This is a genomic window from Acinetobacter sp. 161(2023), assembly GCF_037027805.1.
GTDB lineage: Bacteria > Pseudomonadota > Gammaproteobacteria > Pseudomonadales > Moraxellaceae > Acinetobacter.
This window is the reverse complement of the sequence record NZ_JAZEYD010000005.1, coordinates 74,438-92,816: the sequence shown is the minus strand read 5'-3', so window position 1 is coordinate 92,816 and position 18,379 is coordinate 74,438. Positions and strand designations below refer to the sequence as shown.

Sequence of the window (18,379 nt, the reverse complement as noted above, 5' to 3'; positions counted from 1 at the left end):
ATAAGGATTTTGTGGGGGAGTGGCAAAGGCTTAATCAAAGGAATGCGCGATTAGCCTATTTGTTTCCAGCTTAGCCACTGCAAGCTTAACCAGTAGCAAAAGCTGGTAAATAAAATCATGAGATAAAAACTGTAAATCTTATAAATATGCCACCAAGGAGAAGGGAATGATCCGACAAAAATCAAACGTGCAATCGGACTAACCAAAATCCAGATCGCAGTTGAGCTGATGAAAATACTCATCAGATTTAACCGATTTTTACGGGCGAGAAAATAGGAAATGATATACGTGAATGGAATAACCAGAAGGCCATAAAAAAGTAAATAAAACAAGAAATGGGCTAGTAAAATAACTCCAATCGAATAAAGGCTAAATTCAACACTTAATGTCATTACCGCTAAGGCAGATAAACTCAGCAATGGGATGGGTACAAGCGCAAGTGCGTGAATAAGCGTTTTTTTGTTATATTGAAGCATATTAAGAATTATAGAATTGAGAATTAATTATGCTGAAATTTTGCTGCAAGCTTATTGTTTTATCCAGCCTTTTCTATAGTCCATGGCTATATGCACAAACTACTACTGATGAGCAAGATGAATACAACCAATGTGTAGATCAGACCATTAAGGAAATGCAGCTTGAAAGTATTAACAACATGGTTGTGCATAGTTGTTCTGAACAAGCTAAAAAGACTTATGAAGAAAAAATTGTTGCTCTCATTGATCAAATTCGTACACAAAGCGAAGAATACAAACAGCCAGAACGTTACCAAGATATTTTAAAATCTCAGCGACTTTGGAAAGCTTATGTCGATCAGGAATGTAGTAATGCCGGTTCATACATTGGCTCACCGATGTATTCGTATTGCCCAATGCAAGAGTATGCAGCGCGTGTAAAGCAACTTGAAGGATACGTTAATTAAGACGGATTATTTTAAACGTCACCTCATGACGCTTAGCGTCCTTCACTGGATTAAATTTAAGAATACAAAATGATATTTTTTAAACGATGCCATAAATGAGTCGTTTGATATGTCTGATCGCATTCGAGAAAAACTACAGATTCTTGCCGATGCTGCCAAATATGATGTGTCTTGTTCATCAAGTGGCAGTGACCGTAAAAATAAAGACAAAGGCCTAGGTGATGCCAGCCATTCAGGAATTTGTCATAGCTATACTGAAGATGGGCGTTGTGTATCTCTCTTAAAAATTCTATTTAGTAATGTGTGTATTTTTGACTGCGCCTACTGTGTTTCACGTCGTTCTAATGACGTTCAGCGTGCGGCATTTACGGTACAAGAGGTCGTCGATTTAACCATTAATTTTTACCGCCGTAATTATATCGAAGGCTTATTTTTAAGCTCGGGCATTTTTAAATCGGCGGATCATACAATGGAACGTATGCTTCAAGTTGTGAAAAAGTTGCGCCTTGAAGAAAATTTTAATGGCTATATTCACCTAAAAACCATTCCAGGGGCATCGCCTGAACTGATTCATGAAGCAGGTTTATATGCTGACCGTATGAGTATTAATTTAGAGATGCCGACCGAGGTTGGCCTAAAAACTTTTGCACCAGAAAAATCACATCAGGAAGTACAAAAAGATTTAGGTTTGGTCCGTGACAGACTTATTCAGCTTAAAGATGAACGCCAAATCATTAAGCATGTACCGAAATATGTACCAGCAGGGCAAACTACCCAAATGGTGGTGGGTGCTCATCAAGAGTCAGACCAAGATGTCTTGTTTATGGCAGACAAACACTATAAAGAATTTAAACTCAAACGCGTCTATTTTTCGGGCTATATCCCAATTAATACTGAAAATAATTACTTGCCAGCAGTGGGTTCTGCACCGCCATTACTACGGGAAAACCGACTCTATCAAAGCGATTGGCTGATGCGTTTTTATGGTTTTCAGGTCAATGAAATCGTCAATGAAAAACACCCAAACTTAGATCTGGATGTAGACCCGAAATTAAGCTGGGCGTTAAGGCATCCTGAACAGTTTCCAGTAGATTTAAATCGTGCCGATTATCAAATGATTTTGCGTGTGCCAGGCATTGGGGTTAAATCGGCTAAAAAAATTGTGCAGGCTCGCCGTTTTGGAAAAATCCATATCGATTTACTTAAAAAACTCGGCGTAGCTTATCAGCGTGCAAAATTCTTTATTCGCTGTGAAGACAGTCCAAAATTCCAAAAGGAACTATCTTCTGGCTACATTCGGCAACAGATTTTAACGCAGGGTTCCTCGAAATATGTGCAACAGCTTTCACCACAATTAAGCCTTGGGTTTTAGCCATGTTTAATAATGAAGTAGCTTACTATTTTGATGGTTCAATGGTGGGGCTGCTGAGCTGTGTTTTTCGTGCATTTCAATTTAAAGAATTACAGGTCAGGCTCTGTTTAAATGATGCTGCACAACATGGCTTATTTGCCGATAAAATTGAGGTTGCAAATAATGAGCAGTATGCCGAGCGTGTTTGGTCCGCACTGCAAAAAAAGCTTTCATCTTCTTCGTTAAAACAATTTTATTTTGCTTATTTATCTGAATCTTTAGACGCCTATCAGCATTTATTTAATTATTGTATTTATGTGTTTACTAGTCATTTTTCCGTAGAAAAAGATTATTCACATCTAAGTGTTTTAGCGATTGCGCAGTGGACGAAAAAGGTCGGGCGAGAGAAGCATCGAATGGAAGCTTTTATTCGGTTTAAGAAAACCAAAGATGAGCTTTTTTTGAGTTTAGTACGTCCTGATTTTAATGTTTTACCGCTTATTCAGCCTCATTTTAAACGGCGGTATCAAGATCAACGTTGGCTGATTTATGATGAGAAACGTAAGTTTGGAATTTATTATGATTTACGTAAAATACATGAAGTTTCACTCGAAGCCTCAAAAGTTGACCGTAATTTAAAAAATGGAATGAGTCAAAGCTTTCAGCTTGAGTTAGACGAGCAAGAAGTTTTGTATGACCAGCTTTGGAAAGATTATTTTAACAGCGTTAATATTACTGAACGCCAAAATATAAAACTTCATGTGCAATATTTACCAAAACGTTACTGGCGTTACTTAAATGAAAAATTGATGGAATATTAAAGTGTTAAAATCATAAAAAATAGTTCAGCAAGTTTTCTTATTCTTAAAAGGTATAATTTAAATGCATTTTATGTGACTTTGGGCGTATACTTTTGCCCGTTATAAATAACGGCATATCCCCAAAGGTGTACTGTGAGTGTTATACAGCGAGAATGGCTACAGATTTTAAAGCCAAATTTTAAGGTTTTACCTTTAAAGGAACGATTACTTTGTGGTATTGGAGCGTTGTGTGGTTTAGCAATTTCTTCCTTAATTAGCTGGTATGTTCTGGGTGGAATTAATGCTTGGTACATCGCCCCAATGGGCGCCTCATCTGTTCTATTGTTTGCTGTGCCGACCAGTCCTTTGGCTCAACCATGGAATGTGATTGTTGGTAATACCTTAGCTGGAATTATTGGTGTTGCCTGTGCGCAGTGGATTCCTGATTTAACCACCGCTTTTAGTGTCGCAGTGGGCTTTGCCATATTTTTAATGATGACCACCGACTCTTTACATCCACCGAGTGGCGCTGTAGCCATTACGGCTGTATTAGGTGGGGCGGCAATTCATAAATTAGGATTTTATTTTATTTTTTATCCAGTTTTACTCAACTCGCTTCTTTTACTCGGTTTCGCCGTCTTTTTTAATAGATTAATTGGGCGGCATTATCCGGTTACTGCTCATTTTAATGACCGCAGTAAAGACCCTACACCGACTCAAAAAGTATCTATTCAGCCGAAAGATATTGAGTATGCATTAGGGCATCACACTGAGCTTTTAGATATTAGTCAGTACGACTTAGAAAAGATCATTTTAGAAGCTCAAGAACATGCCAATGAACGAATAGTAAATCAATATACCTGTCAGGATATTGTGAGCCGTGATGTCATCAAACTACATGAAGATGATGATATTCATCAGGCATTAGATAAGTTTAAACAAGTGAACTTGATGAGCCTACCTGTAGTAAATGCAGAAAACCATTTGGTAGGAACTTTAGCGTTATATGAAGTCGTGGAGTGGTTCAAAGGCGCAGCTGATCCAAGAAACTCTTGGCAACATTATGTAAAACAAATCATGAGTCGTCGAGTGGTCACGGTACTGCCAACTCAACCTATTCAAGATTTGGTGCCTTACTTTGTTGAAAAGTCGTTTAACTATATTCCTGTGGTTGAAGAGCGTAAGCTCATTGGAATAATTAGTCGTGCAGATATGATTGCTGCGTTACAGCAACAGTTAAATAGAAAGCTATAATTTTAAGAATAAAAAAAAGCTACGGTTGATTAGGGGATGCAACCGTAGCGACCAAAGTTAATTAATGTGTTTGTTCTTCATGTACAGTTCGAACGGAGGGACGATAGCCTTCAATATGCTCTGGCTGTTTTTTCGGAATGACTAACCATAAAACTAAGTAAACTAAAATTCCTGGAAAGGCCGCACTCATAACTGAGATCAAAACAAAAATGATGCGTAATAAAGTCACGTTCCAACCAAAACGTTCAGCAATACCACCCATTACACCGGCGATCATGCTATGTCGGTTCGAGCGATATAAACCAGAATTGGCCATCTAATTCTCCTTAAAGATAAATAATTACAAGAAGCTATTGAACTCTTGTTTAATAAAAATATGGTGGCGAAATATAAGGTTTAAAGTCCTTTTAAAAGTAAAATGGTTAAAATATGTAAAGGATTGGAATGAAGGAAACCAACATCAACTAAAATGCACCTTTTCAGGGCTTAAAGGTTTATTACAGCAAGTGATTAGCGCCTGAAATGAATATAAACATGGCTATTGCTGTTATCTGTGAATAATGTATATGTCTTTGAAGCGGTCTAGGTTCTTAGTTAAGCATTTAGTTGTAGGGGCTATGATGTGCCTGACACTGAGTGCTTGCGACGTAAACCATACCAACTCAAAAGATCACTCTAATGCCAGCTCTAATTCTACGAATGAAGAAAATTTAATTAAAAATAGTACATCTACAAAAACATTAGATTATGTGGCAGGGCGTACTTTTTTACCTGAAGAAAATTTAGATCAAACCAAAAAATTGAGCGGAACCTTATTGCAATATGTCGGGCGATATCACACCCGAATTTCATGTGAAGATGCGTTTGCTGATTGTGAGTCGGGCGAAGCAGAATACATTTTAAATTTATTACCCAATGGATCGGCTTATTGGAATGTTATTCATTTTGGCCGCGTGGGAAGTAAAGATGGGGCTAAAAGTGCCGCTGTAAATCAATTGTGTCCTTCTTTAAATTGGAAGGTAGATGAAAAAGAGCATGAGTTAACGATTCAATGTCCTTTATCTAAAGTTAATTTTTATTTTAATTTTGATTCAAACAAAAAATTGGTTATAAATCTGGAAAAACTGTTTTATAGCGATTATGGAAAAAATCGTGAATTTTTAGAGCAAAACTATTTTGTTCCAAACAAAGCTTATGTTTTAACTAAAGAATAAATATTTAATCTTACTTGAATAAAAAAGAGCGCAATATGAATTGCGCTCTTTTTGTTTCTCTATTTAAAAATCATTAGTAGTCGAAGCTGAAGTGTTCAACTGGTAATGATGTTAATGTGCGAGAGGTGGTCACCATTGACTCTGCATGACCTTGGGTACGAGGCAACATACGGTCAAAGTAGAAGTCTGCAACTTTGATTTTTGCTTTATAGAATTCAGGTGTTTCTGCACCGTCACCGGCTTCAAGTTTCTCAGAAGCAATGACTGCTTGTTGAGCCCAGAAGTAAGCCATCATCACGTAACCAGAGAACATTAAAAAGTCTACAGAAGCAGAAGATACGATGTCACGGTCTTTACGTGCAGCAAGCATGATACGAACAGTTAAAGTATTCCACTGAGCACAAAGCTTAGTTAAGTCCCAAGCAAAACGACGTAAGTATTTATTGCGTGCATGCGCAGCACAGAATTTTAAGATTTCAGCAGTGTAGTCACGAACCACTTTGCCTTTTGAGCTAAGCAATACTTTACGGCCAATCAAGTCAAGTGCTTGAATGCCTGTTGTACCTTCGTATAACGTTGAAATACGAGCATCACGAGCGATTTGTTCCATGCCCCATTCTTTAATGTAGCCATGGCCGCCGTAAACTTGCATACCGTTGTTTGCTGCTTCTAAACCAAGTTCAGTCAAGAAACCTTTCAAAATTGGGGTGTAGAAACCAAGTTTGTCATCGTAGTCTTCATAAGCAGCTTGATCGCCACGAGTTAATGCATCTGTCATTTTGTCTGCAAGTTTTGCAGCATGATAGATCATTGAACGGCCACCTTCAGCAATTGCTTTTTGAGTCAACAACAGGCGACGCACGTCAGCATGATGAATAATTGCATCAGCAACTTTGTCTGGATCTTTCTTGCCTGAAAGCGCACGCATAGACATACGATCTTTCGCATAAGGTAGCGCACCTTGGAAAGATAACTCGGCGTGCGCAATACCTTGAACAGCAGTACCAATACGTGCTGTGTTCATGAAGGTAAACATTGCATGTAGGCCTTTGTTCACTTCACCGATTAAATAACCAGTTGCATTATCAAAGTTCAGCACGGCAGTAGCAGAAGCACGGATGCCCATCTTGTGTTCGATTGAACCACAAGTCACTGCATTACGTTCACCGATACCGCTGTCAGCAGTAGGGATGAATTTAGGTACGATAAATAATGAAATACCACGAGTACCAGCAGGCGCATCTGGAAGACGTGCAAGTACGATGTGAATAATATTTTCAGTTAAGTCATGTTCACCGGCAGAAATGAAGATTTTTGTACCAGAGATTTTATAAGTGCCATCTGCTTGAGGTTCAGCTTTAGTTTTAACTTGCCCTAAATCTGTACCACATTGAGGTTCGGTTAAGCACATTGTGCCGCTCCAAGTTCCTTCAACAAGTTTCGGCATATAGGTTTGTTTTTGCTCATCGGTACCGAATTGCAAGATGGTATTCATACAACCTGAACTTAAGCCAGGGTACATCGTAAATGACCAGTTTGCCGTACCCATCATTTCCGATTTAATCAGATTTAATGACATTGGCAGACCTTGACCACCAAATTCTTCTGGGTAAGAAAGACCTTGCCAACCGCCCATTACGAATTGGTCATAAGCTTCTTTAAAGCCTTTTGGCGTAGTGACTTCGCCGTTGTCAAAATGGCAACCTTCTTCATCACCAGATTGGTTAAGTGGCGACAATACGTTTTCACAATAATCTGCCGCACCTTCAAGAATCATATCAACGGTATCTGGGTCTGCATTTTCACCATTTGATAAAGTTTTATAGTGAGCAGGGTAATCTAATACTTCATTCATTAAGAAACGAATATCATGTAGCGGGGCTTTATATGCTGGCATGGCTTTAATCCTAATTTTGAATCATTGTGGGATTATCTGAATCGATGATTTGATTATTCACTCACTTGATAAAAATACAATGATAATCACATCCGAAAGAAATGTCAGAAAAGCGAATTTTGTCGAAAATAAATACACCTGAAAATACATTTTCTGCTACATTCAGGACTTATACTTTTATGTGAAAAAACAACTATTTTTTATTTTTAGCAAGTTTTGCTAAAAAGATAAAGCTATAAGGTTTTAAAAAAGGTTATGCATTTAAAATATCTCAGTTTATGTTTATTTAGTTTGGGTTTGACCGCGTGCGCGCAGCATAACCTACGTCCATCAGCGGCATCTGCCAACTTAGATCAAAAAGTCATTCAGGGTATGAATGCAATGTATGAATACCCAAGCTATGACTACCGTGGGCATTTTAAAGTTAATGTTGATTCAAATCAGCCTAAGAAAAATAGTTCTGTAGTGAAAACGGCTCAACTTGACGCTGAAGTGCAAAAAAAAGTAGATCAATATTTACGTGAACAAAAAACTAATTTGAATAAAAAACAGAAGCAGGCGCTTTATGCCGCAATTGCAAATGAGCAATCTGTTTCGGGTGTATCTGACGAATCACGTTCAGAAAAAGTAAATGCCGTATTAATTAATTTATTAAATGATCTCCAATTTAGTTACGATGGTTCAGTTCATTATCGTCAAAAAATGGGGTCTTTTAATCTCACTGCAAGATATGAGAAACCGACCTTGTTGGTGCAGGCAAAATTGCCAATGGTCATTGATCTGAAAGATTATAAATTTTACGTTAATTATTTCGGATTAATGCCTTATTTGGTCAATAAGGAAAATCAAAACAACTTAGCTTATGTCGATTTTTCAAAGTATAAAAATCTGTTTACAAACGTCGATATGAAGAAGTTTATTGAATATGCGAAAGCTTCTAGCGCGGTATCTTACCGTTTGGCTGAACCACAAAATTTACAGCGTTTATCCGTTAGTGATGCTGAGCGTAAAGCCGGAATTGTAGAGAAAATTCGATTAAAAGATACGGTTGAAGAGTTATTGCTGCAATCGGAACTCTATGGTCAAGTCAATGAAAAATATTTGCAAAAAAGTGTTTTAGGATTTGACGACCAAAAGATTGCTGAATCTATAGCAACTGAACTTGCTGCTTTGGAAGCTAAGAAAAAAGCGGGCAGTGCTGAGGGACAGAAGGTTTCTTCTGAAGATGCAGCGGCAGTCAGCCAGCAACTTTATTCACTCATTAATGCTCATTTTGGCAATACATTGACTTCTAAGGAAGGTGATGAAGAACAAGCGAGTGCAGCTCAAGAAGAAGTGGCAGACGAGGCATCTGATTCAGCTCAAGCTGAGGATACTGCTGTAGCAGATGCTGAACCAACTGCACAAGATGAAGAAGTTGCTACACTTACAGAAGAGCAGTGTGTTGAATTACAGACTCTTAAGAAACCAGTTGCCTTAGGTGATATTAATTACTGTCAAATTTACGGTATTGATGTGCTTGATCGAAGCGCTGTAAATACTGAAAAAACTCAGATTAAAGCTCGTCGAGCTGCACTAAAACAAACTTTTGCTGCTTATGATCAGAACCAGTTTGTGAGTGATGATGCATTTAAAGTTTTATGGTTAAAACATAAAGCCGAGATTGAACAAGCTTTACCAAAACAAAGAAATCCAATTACGATTGATGTTGGACTCGATGAAAAAGGCCGTTTAGTAAATGCTGATTACGATGTTGCATATACACCAGCTGAATTTAACCATCGCTTTAATATTAAAGCGGACATGCAAATTTTAAATTATGGTAAAGCCACTTCAATTGACCAACAGCAGCTTAAACAAGCTAAATCAGTTGCTGAAGCAAGCAAAGGTTCGCTATTTGAAAACTTTGTAAAAGGCTTTAGTGAAAAACTTGGACAGAGTGATGTTTCTGAACATCCAGTTGGTTCACATAGCGATGTACAAGATTTAGATTCGAGCCTAGCACTGTTGGCTAACCAAACTTATGATGCAACACGTGCCTATGACAAAACGTATAAGGCTGTGTTTATTGCAAAATTGACTGCCGAAAAACCGTCATATATTAATTATTATTCAGTTCAACAGTTGCAAGAAATTGCTGAAGTTTATGCTTACTGGTTCTCTGAAGAAGAAACTTATAATCCTCAAGGTAAGGCTTTAGAGCATATTGAAGCATTGCAGAAAAAGCATCATCTTGAGCAAGAAGAGCAATTTGATAATGATTTAGGTCGTGCTGTGGACCATATTGTGATTACAACAATGCAAGGTAAGGCAGGGCGTGAAGCATGGCAAAAATTACAGAAACAATATAAGCAGCCTGAGCAGCTTTTCTCAAAACAATATCAATTAAAATTTGAACAACAAAATGGTGCTTCTGCTGAAGAAAAACCATTGTTATCACAAACAGCTGATATTTTAGGTAAGGCCTATGCTGCTGCACGTAAACAGCAACTTACGGAAAAAACAATTCAGAATTTAAAACCTGAACATAATGAATTTATTGATTATGAGATTTTCCGAGATGTTTATCAGCAGATGGTTACGACCCAAAAATAATAAATGTAGTTAAAAAAGAACCTACTTTAAGTAGGTTCTTTTTTGTTTTATAGAAAATCTTTTAATTCAGGTTTCACACCATTCCATATATAGAAGGCTTCAATAGCCTGACCCACTAACATCCCAAAACCTTCTGAATATGGCACATTGCGTTGTTTAGCTTGCTCAAGGAAGCTAGATGGCTTGCCATAAGCCATTTCATAGGCATATTTGAATTGTAGTTTTTCAGGTAATTGTAGTGCGTCACCTGAAAGGCTTGCAGAAGTTGCATTAATCACAATGTCAAAATTCCCTTCTAACTCACTTAGAGAAATTGCTTGTAATTGAGCTTGAGGAACTGCTGCTTTTAAGTCATCTACCAATTGCTCTGCACGAGCGAGAGTACGGTTTGCAATCACTATCTTTTTAGCACCAGCCTGTACCAATGGATAAATAACACCACGAGTTGCACCGCCAGCCCCTAAAATTAAAATATTTGTATTTTCTAGGTTCCACTCTAAGGCTTGAATTGCGGCTACTAAGCCTTGGCCATCAGTATTATCGCCGTGCAATTTGCCATTCTGCATCCATAATGTATTCACCGCTTTCGCAATTTGAGCGCGTTCGGTTAACACATCACACAAAGCAAAAGCTTGTTCTTTAAATGGTACGGTAACGTTCATGCCACTTCCACCATTTGCAAAGAAACTACGCATACTCGGTTCAAAACAATCAAGAGGGGCAAGACGTTTTTGATAGTCGAGATCAACACCTGTTTTTTGAGCGAAAGCATGATGCAATTCAGGAGAGCGTGATTGTTCGATTGGGTTGCCAATTACTGCAAACTGTTTGGTCATTCTTATATCCAAAATTTTAAAATGGCATGAAGCAGTTAAAAACGTGTGCTGAATATTCAGCAGGCCTCACTATAAGCCAAATTGGAATAAGAAAAAATATTTGAATGAGGTTCAGAAAATTGAAAATAAAAAAGGAGATTCTCTAGGGTGGAAGCCAAAGAATCTCCAAAAAGCAAAAAATTAAGCGACTTTTTCTTTTAGATTTAACCAGTCACGTGGTTTTAGGTAATAGTCAGTTAAACGTTTCTCTGGAGAGTCTTCATCCCATTCTGGGCGATACGACCAACCTGCAAGGTTAGGGAGGCTAACTAAAATAGATTCGATACGTCCACCTGTTTGTAAGCCAAACAATGTTCCGCGGTCGTACACTAAGTTGTATTCGACATATCTACCGCGACGGTAAAGCTGAAATTCACGTTGAGCTTCGGTGTAAGGCTGTTCACGATGTTTTTCAAAAATTGGCAGAATGGCATTTAAATAGCCATTACCTACAGCTTGAATATATTTAAAGCAAGTTTCGAAATCCCAGCCATTGAGATCATCAAAAAATAAACCACCAACGCCACGTTGCTCATCACGATGTTTTAAATAGAAATAATCATCACACCATTTTTTATGTTCAGTGTAGACATGGTCACCAAAAGGCTGACACAAGTCGTGAGCGGCTTGATGCCAATCTATAACATCTTGCTCATCTGGATAGAACGGTGTTAAGTCAAAACCACCGCCAAACCACCAAATTGGATCTTGTCCTTCAGGCTCTGCAACGAATAAACGTACATTGGCATGAGAAGTCGGAATATTCGGGTTTTTAGGGTGAATTACTAAGGAAACACCAAGCGCTTGAGCTTTAGCACCAGCAATTTGAGGGTGTCTTTCTGTAGCGGAAGCAGGCAGTTTACTAATGTTGATGTGAGAGAACATCACACCACCTTTTTCAATCACTGTGCCATTTTGCAGTACTCGTGAACGTCCACCACCACCTTCCGGACGTTCCCAATCATCAATAATAAATTCACTCGTACCGCCGCCAGCTTTTTCTTGTTGTTCTAAACCAGTACATATGCGGGCTTGTAAATCGAGGAGAAATTCGCGGACACGTTGAATATCTGTGGAAGTCGGATGTTGCATAGTGACCCTCAAAGATGATTGAGATAGGAGATAGGTACATCAAAACACAAAACCATAAAAAAAGTAAGGGATTTTTGAGAAATGTATCAAAAATCCCTTATGATTGTTTTTTAAAATTTTTATGTTGTTTTAAAAATCATCTTTCTGGTAAAGGTGATCCATACGTTCACGTTTGGTTTTTAAATATTGTTCATTAAAAGGGTTGCGTCCAACTGTTAATGGAACGCGGTCAACAATATTAATGCCTTGATCTTTGAGTGCCTGAATTTTCAAAGGATTATTGGTAATTAATTTAACTTCTTTTACTTCTAAATGATCTAGCATGATGCTGCACATGTCGTAACGACGTGCATCGGCAGGTAGATTCAAAAGTAAATTAGCATCTACGGTGTCATGACCCTGATCTTGTAAAGCATAGGCGCGAATTTTATTTGTAAGCCCAATACCACGGCCTTCTTGACGTAAATATAAAATAACGCCTTGGCCTGCTTCGTTGATGAGCTTTTGAGTTGCCTGCAATTGAGGACCACAGTCGCATTTTAATGATGCAAAAGCATCACCTGTTAAACATTCTGAATGTACACGAACCAAAACAGGGCCTGTAGGCGGATTTTCTAACCCTTTAGAAAGTGCCACATGTTCTTCACCTGATACTGGATCTTGAAACACAGAAATATTGAATTCACCAAAAGCGGTCGGGAGTTTTGATGTTGCAATGAACTCTATAGGCACAGATTAACTCATCTTTTAACCGAAAACGGTTTAAAGTATAGCGTAATGCTGGGAGATTGGTCGAATTGTCATAATCATTTTGCACACTAAGGTTTTCTTTTTTGTATAAAGATGACGATAATAGTTGATAAATAGTCAGATTATTCAGGATAATCTGCCAACCATACCCATGATGTATGAGAGACTGCTTTGCATGACCTCGTTCGCAAATGTGGCTGATTGAAGGTGACTTCATTCGATTGTATGATCGACCCATTTTGACCCAGCTTAGGATTTGCCAGGCTTATAAAGGCTTTGCCACATATGTTGTATACCGAAATTCCAACTCAACGCCCTGTTACGCCATTGTTAGATGCAATTGATCATCCTCAACAATTACGTCAGCTCGAGCATAGTCAATTGGTTCAAGTGGCTGATGAGTTGCGTCAATATATTTTATATGCAGCAGGCCAGAGTGGTGGCCATTTCGGTGCTAATCTCGGCGTGGTTGAGCTGACGGTTGCGCTGCATTATTGCTTTAATACACCAAATGACCGATTAGTTTGGGATGTAGGACATCAGGCATATCCGCATAAAGTGCTGACAGGTCGTCGTGAACAAATGACCACGATTCGTTCTAAAAACGGTTTAGCAGCATTTCCAGCCAGAGAAGAATCAGTTTTCGATACATTCGGCGTAGGACATTCATCAACAGCAATTTCAGCTGGCTTGGGAATGTCGTTAGCACGTCGCTATCAAAACGACCCGTGTGAAGTCGTTTGTATTGTTGGTGATGGTGCAATGACAGCAGGCATGGCGTTTGAAGCCATGAACGATGCTGTTGCACATAATGCTGATTTAATTGTTGTGCTGAATGACAATGACATGTCAATTTCTTGTAGCACAGGCGGCTTTGCTAAACATTTGGCTGCAATTTGGGAAAAAGGCCATTTAGTTAACGTTAACGAAGATGGCGAAGCATATATACAGCCACATCCAAAATGGACTTATAACTCTCGTTTGCATCAATCAGCAACAGATGCGGCAGATAATTTATTTAAAGCAATTGGTTTCGATTACTTTGGCCCATTCGATGGCCACGACGTAAATCAACTGGCTCAAGTATTTAATGCTCTCAAGAAGCGTAAAGGCCCACGTTTAGTCCACGTCTATACTAAAAAAGGTAAAGGTTTCACTCCAGCAGAAGTGGATCCGATTACCTACCATGCAATTAGCAAAATTAATGCGACTTCAGCAGGTAAAACACCGCCTAAATATTCTGATGTGTTTGGTCAGTGGTTATGCGATGAAGCTGCACAAGATGAGCGTCTACTTGCGATCACACCTGCGATGTGTGAAGGCTCAGGCATGGTTCAATTTGCTAAAGAATTTCCGCAGAGATTTTTTGATGTTGCAATTGCTGAACAGCATGCAGTAACACTTGCAGCAGGAATGGCTTGTGAAGGCTTAAAACCTGTTGTTGCAATCTACTCAACATTCTTGCAGCGCGGTTACGATCAGCTTATTCATGATGTTGCATTGCAAAACCTTGATGTGACTTTCGGCATTGACCGCGCAGGTTTGGTTGGTGAAGATGGTCCAACTCACGCAGGTGCATATGATTATGCATACATGCGTACAGTTCCAAATTTAGTCATCATGGCGCCAAAAGATGAAAACGAATGCCGTCAGATGCTTCATACAGCCTATGCCTATAATGGACCAGCTGCGGTGCGTTACCCACGTGGTGCAGGTGTAGGTGTTGAAATTCAGCAAGAGTTGATTGCTATTGAATTAGGTAAAGCTGAAATCGTTGCTGAAATTAAATCTGCTTGTGATGAGCAGATTACAATTTTGGCATTTGGTAGTCGTGTTATGGTTGCCATAGAAGCTGCCGAACAATTTGCACAAAAACATGATGTGGGTGTGCGTGTTGTAAATATGCGTTTTGTGAAACCGCTTGATGAAAAAATGATTCGTGATTTAGCTGAACACACTCATTTATTTGTCACTGTTGAAGAGCATGCCGTTATGGGTGGCGCGGGTAGCGCTGTCAATGAGTTTATGGCACAAGAACAAATTGTGAAACCTATCATTAATTTAGGCTTGCCAGATTTGTTTTTACAACAGGCTTCACACGGACAAATGCTACAAGATTGTGGATTAGATGCTAAAGGTATTTTGAGCTCAATTGAGAAAGTTTGGCTTAAGCTAAATCAGGTGGTTTAAACCTCCAATAAAATTTTTGAAACATTTTCCCCCTAAAAGCGCAGATATTTGCTAAAATATCTGCGCTTTTATGCATTATTCTTTGTCAAAATCTTCAAATTTGTCTAGTGGGTGTTCAATGGAACCTATGGTGGTTATGGCTGCGCGTGCGGCTCAAACAGTTGGTCAAGAGCTTTTAAAAGCGCATCAAAATCGTCATAAACTCGATTTACAAGTTGAAGAGAAAGGCATTGATGGCCCGGTAACACGTGTAGATCGTTATTTAGAACAGTTAGCGATTGATACGTTACGTAAAAGTTATAAAAACCATAGCTTCTTAGGTGAAGAGTTTGGTTTGCAAGAAGGCAAAGGCCATGATGCAGAGTGGTGCTGGGTAATTGACCCGCTTGATGGCACACAAAACTTTATTAATGGTTTCCCTCATTTCTGTATTTCAATTGCAGTTCAGCATAAAGGTGTTACTCAACACGGCGTAATCTACGATCCAGTACGTGATGAGTTATTCTCTGCTAGCCGTGGTCGCGGTGCAGTTATGAATCAACGCCGTATTCGTGCCAATGTTAAAGATACTTTAGAAAATACATTCTTGGCAGTAGGCCATCCTTACCGCGCTAAACGTGCTGGCGAAATCGTATCTTATGCAGAGCAGCATTTCGCATCTTTATTAGCGGTTACTGAAGCTGGTGCGCAAATCCGTCGTGGCGGTTCAGCTGCTCTAGATTTAGCATATGTAGCTGCTGGTCGTTTTGATGGTTTCTTTGAGCTTGGTTTAAAGCCATGGGATATTGCTGCTGGTGAACTTATTCTTAAAGAAGCAGGCGGTGTAGTTGTTGACGCGCGTGGCGGTAATAACTCATTTGAAAATGGTCAAGTACTTGCATGTTCGCTTAAAATGTTAAAACCTTTAATGCAAACTGTTGTTCCAGCTTGGGATAAAGCTGCAAAATAATTTAGCCTATTATAAATAAAACCCTCTTTAATCAGAGGGTTTTGTGTTTTAAATGAAGAGTAAATTAAATTAATTCAAGAAATATGAACAAAGTTGATTAAAACAGGTGACTTTTAAATTATTTCTGCTATAATCCGCCAACGCACTTAAATTTCCGTTCATTACCTGAACATTCTGTTCTATTCATTGTAAGCGCACGCTGTCCATAGAGAGGACCATTACTTGCGCCCCAATCGCTCAGCGATTCTTCAGGTTCGGCCGTAATCAAGCGTGCGTTTAGTCCACATCGTCGTTACTCGGATTGCTGCTGAAAAAACGTTTCAGCTAATTTTGCTTTGCCGCTTTTTGCCGATGTCTATTTTTTTGTATTTATTAAAAATGGAGCACCCACAAGGGTGAAACTCTCTATGAGCAAAACTTTTGCCGAATTTTCTTTGCATGAAACCTTACAACAAGCGCTTGAAGGTTTAGGTTTTACTGCCCCGACTGCTGTACAAGAACAAGCAATTCCTGCTGCTTTAGAAGGTAAAGACCTTCTCGTATCAAGCCAAACTGGCTCTGGTAAAACTGCTGCATTCTTACTCCCAACATTAAATGCTTTAGCTGGTCAAGAGACTGTTGTACCGTTCAAAGACCGTATGAAGGCAGTGACTCAACCGAATATCTTGGTAATTTCACCAACTCGTGAATTGGCACAGCAAGTAAGTCAAGACGCAATTGCACTTGTACGTCACATGAAAGGTGTTCGTATTGCTGCGATTATGGGCGGTATGCCATTTGCAAAACAAATTCAACAATTAAAAGGCGCGCAAGTTGTTGTTGCAACACCTGGTCGTTTACTTGACTTGGTGAATCGTCGTCAAATTAAATTGGATCAAGTAGATGCTTTAATCGTTGATGAAGCTGACCGTATGCTTGACCTAGGTTTCTCTGAAGACTTAGAAGCAATTAGCGAATTAGCGGCTAACCGTAAACAAACATTAATGTTCTCTGCAACATTTGCTGATCGTATTATCCGTCTTGCATCATGCATGATGAAAGATCCTATGCGTATCGCAATTGAAACAGGTCATTCAACCAATACAGATATTACGCAAACATTGCATTGGACTGATGGCTTTGAACATAAGAAAAAATTACTTACTCATTGGTTAAGTGATGAAAACTTAGATCAAGCTGTTGTTTTTGCTAGCACGCAAGAAGATACAGATATGTTGGCAGAAGAACTTGCTGAAGCAGGTCATTCTGTAGTTGCGCTTCATGGTGCAATGCCACAAACAGTTCGTAACCGTCGTTTACGTAGTATTCGTGAAGGTCGTGCAAAAATCTTAGTTGCAACTGACGTTGCTGCTCGTGGTCTTGACGTTCCGACTATTTCTCACGTAATTAACTTCGGTCTTCCGATGAAGCATGAAGATTATGTACACCGTATTGGTCGTACTGGTCGTGCTGGTCGTACTGGTCAAGCAATTACTTTAGCGACTTATCGTGAACGCGGTAAGATTCGTGCTCTTGAAGAATATTTAGAAGCTCGTTTAAGTGTTTCTGAAATTGAAGGCTTAGAGCCATCTCCACCTCCTGCTCGTTCAGGTCGTGATGGCGGTGGTCGTGGCCGTAGTGGTAATGGCGGCGGTGGTCGTGATGGTCGTCGTAGTGGCGGCGGTGGTTTTGGTGGTGGTCGTCGTTTTGAAGGCGAAAGCAATTTCAAACGCCGTGAAGGTGGTCGTGATGACCGTCCACGTCGTAGTTTTGATGATAAGCCACGTGGTGAGCGTCCAGCGTTCGGCGGTGAAGATCGTCCGCGTCGCGAATTCAATTCAGACCGTCCACGTCGTGAAGGTGGTTTTGAAGATCGTCCACGTCGTGAGTTCACTTCAGATCGTCCACGTCGCGAAGGTGGTTTCAATGATAAACCGCGTTTTGAATCGAATGATGATAACCGTGGTAATCGCGTAGATTATAAACCACGTCGTGAAGGTGGTTTTGGTGATCGTCCAAAACGTAGCTTCGGTGGTGAAGATCGTCCACGTCGTAGTTTTGATGACAAACCACGTGGCGAACGTCCAGCATTTGGTGGTGAAGATCGTCCACGTCGTAGCTTCGATGATAAACCACGTGGTGAACGTCCAGCGTTCGGCGGTGGTGATGATCGTCCAAAACGTAGCTTCGGTGGTGAAGATCGTCCACGTCGTAGTTTTGATGACAAACCACGTGGTGAACGTCCAGCGTTTGGCGGTGAAGATCGTCCGCGTCGTAGTTTTGATGACAAACCACGTGGTGAACGTCCAGCGTTCGGCGGTGGTGATGATCGTCCAAAACGTAGCTTTGGTGGCGAAGATCGTCCGCGTCGTAGCTTCGATGATAAACCGCCGCGTCGTAAATTCGACCGCTAATCAATATTTAGTTTGAAAAAAAGGCCAGTAAAAATACTGGCCTTTTTTATTTTTCAGTTTTGTTATAAACTAACAAAATGTGAATTGGTTCAATTTT

Annotated in this window: 15 protein-coding genes; 9 read left to right on the top strand and 6 right to left on the bottom strand. The window is 39.6% G+C overall.

Features of this window, described 5'->3' with window-relative positions:
* Nucleotides 1-50 precede the first annotated feature (50 nt).
* A complete protein-coding gene (locus WA249_RS06085) occupies nucleotides 51-476 on the bottom strand; it encodes a hypothetical protein (protein WP_336167059.1) in 426 nt (141 codons plus the stop codon).
* Between the two features lie 29 nt (nucleotides 477-505).
* On the opposite strand from WA249_RS06085, the gene WA249_RS06080 reads away from it, so the two are divergent.
* From WA249_RS06080 to WA249_RS06065, 4 genes are all read left to right on the top strand, one after another.
* Nucleotides 506-922, top strand: a complete 417-nt coding sequence (locus WA249_RS06080; RefSeq protein ID WP_336167057.1) for a lysozyme inhibitor LprI family protein — start codon at nucleotides 506-508, stop codon at nucleotides 920-922.
* A 109-nt stretch (nucleotides 923-1,031) separates the two neighbouring features.
* A complete protein-coding gene (locus WA249_RS06075; RefSeq protein WP_063097816.1) occupies nucleotides 1,032-2,294 on the top strand; it encodes a putative DNA modification/repair radical SAM protein in 1,263 nt (420 codons plus the stop codon).
* 2 nt (nucleotides 2,295-2,296) lie between these two features.
* Nucleotides 2,297-3,094: a TIGR03915 family putative DNA repair protein gene (locus tag WA249_RS06070; protein WP_336167054.1), complete on the top strand. Its 798-nt coding sequence runs from the start codon at nucleotides 2,297-2,299 to the stop codon at nucleotides 3,092-3,094.
* Nucleotides 3,095-3,226: 132 nt separating this feature from the next.
* Nucleotides 3,227-4,327 carry an HPP family protein gene (locus tag WA249_RS06065; RefSeq protein WP_336167053.1) on the top strand — a complete coding sequence of 367 codons (1,101 nt, stop codon included), beginning with the start codon at nucleotides 3,227-3,229 and terminating at the stop codon, nucleotides 4,325-4,327.
* Nucleotides 4,328-4,388: 61 nt separating this feature from the next.
* Here WA249_RS06065 and WA249_RS06060 read toward each other — a convergent pair whose 3' ends face one another.
* Nucleotides 4,389-4,643 carry a PspC domain-containing protein gene (locus tag WA249_RS06060; RefSeq protein ID WP_336167051.1) on the bottom strand — a complete coding sequence of 85 codons (255 nt, stop codon included), beginning with the start codon at nucleotides 4,641-4,643 and terminating at the stop codon, nucleotides 4,389-4,391.
* Between the two features lie 250 nt (nucleotides 4,644-4,893).
* On the opposite strand from WA249_RS06060, the gene WA249_RS06055 reads away from it, so the two are divergent.
* Nucleotides 4,894-5,541 (top strand): hypothetical protein, encoded by a 648-nt coding sequence (locus tag WA249_RS06055; RefSeq protein ID WP_336167303.1) that lies wholly within the window; start codon nucleotides 4,894-4,896, stop codon nucleotides 5,539-5,541.
* A 73-nt stretch (nucleotides 5,542-5,614) separates the two neighbouring features.
* On the opposite strand, the gene WA249_RS06050 is transcribed toward WA249_RS06055, so the two are convergent.
* Complete coding sequence (locus tag WA249_RS06050; protein ID WP_016140081.1) at nucleotides 5,615-7,438, bottom strand: acyl-CoA dehydrogenase C-terminal domain-containing protein; 1,824 nt, start codon at nucleotides 7,436-7,438, stop codon at nucleotides 5,615-5,617.
* A 255-nt stretch (nucleotides 7,439-7,693) separates the two neighbouring features.
* Between WA249_RS06050 and WA249_RS06045 the strand changes: the two genes are divergently transcribed.
* Nucleotides 7,694-10,033 (top strand): hypothetical protein, encoded by a 2,340-nt coding sequence (locus WA249_RS06045; RefSeq protein ID WP_336167048.1) that lies wholly within the window; start codon nucleotides 7,694-7,696, stop codon nucleotides 10,031-10,033.
* Nucleotides 10,034-10,080: 47 nt separating this feature from the next.
* Here the strand turns inward: WA249_RS06045 and aroE are convergent, their stop codons facing one another.
* The 3 genes from aroE to ribA all read right to left on the bottom strand — a co-directional run bounded on the left by aroE (nucleotide 10,081) and on the right by ribA (nucleotide 12,732).
* Nucleotides 10,081-10,869 carry a shikimate dehydrogenase gene (gene aroE / locus WA249_RS06040; protein WP_336167046.1) on the bottom strand — a complete coding sequence of 263 codons (789 nt, stop codon included), beginning with the start codon at nucleotides 10,867-10,869 and terminating at the stop codon, nucleotides 10,081-10,083.
* A gap of 180 nt (nucleotides 10,870-11,049) precedes the next feature.
* Nucleotides 11,050-12,000 (bottom strand): oxygen-dependent coproporphyrinogen oxidase, encoded by a 951-nt coding sequence (hemF, locus tag WA249_RS06035; protein WP_336167045.1) that lies wholly within the window; start codon nucleotides 11,998-12,000, stop codon nucleotides 11,050-11,052.
* Nucleotides 12,001-12,129: 129 nt separating this feature from the next.
* On the bottom strand, nucleotides 12,130-12,732 hold the full coding sequence (ribA, locus tag WA249_RS06030; protein ID WP_336167043.1) for a GTP cyclohydrolase II: 603 nt from the start codon (nucleotides 12,730-12,732) through the stop codon (nucleotides 12,130-12,132).
* A gap of 303 nt (nucleotides 12,733-13,035) precedes the next feature.
* Here ribA and dxs point away from each other — a divergent pair, with 303 nt between their 5' ends.
* From dxs to WA249_RS06015, 3 genes are all read left to right on the top strand, one after another.
* On the top strand, nucleotides 13,036-14,940 hold the full coding sequence (gene dxs, locus WA249_RS06025; protein WP_336167041.1) for a 1-deoxy-D-xylulose-5-phosphate synthase: 1,905 nt from the start codon (nucleotides 13,036-13,038) through the stop codon (nucleotides 14,938-14,940).
* A 118-nt stretch (nucleotides 14,941-15,058) separates the two neighbouring features.
* A complete protein-coding gene (locus WA249_RS06020) occupies nucleotides 15,059-15,889 on the top strand; it encodes an inositol monophosphatase family protein (protein ID WP_336167039.1) in 831 nt (276 codons plus the stop codon).
* Between the two features lie 407 nt (nucleotides 15,890-16,296).
* Nucleotides 16,297-18,282 carry a DEAD/DEAH box helicase gene (locus tag WA249_RS06015; protein ID WP_336167037.1) on the top strand — a complete coding sequence of 662 codons (1,986 nt, stop codon included), beginning with the start codon at nucleotides 16,297-16,299 and terminating at the stop codon, nucleotides 18,280-18,282.
* Nucleotides 18,283-18,379: the final 97 nt, after the last annotated feature.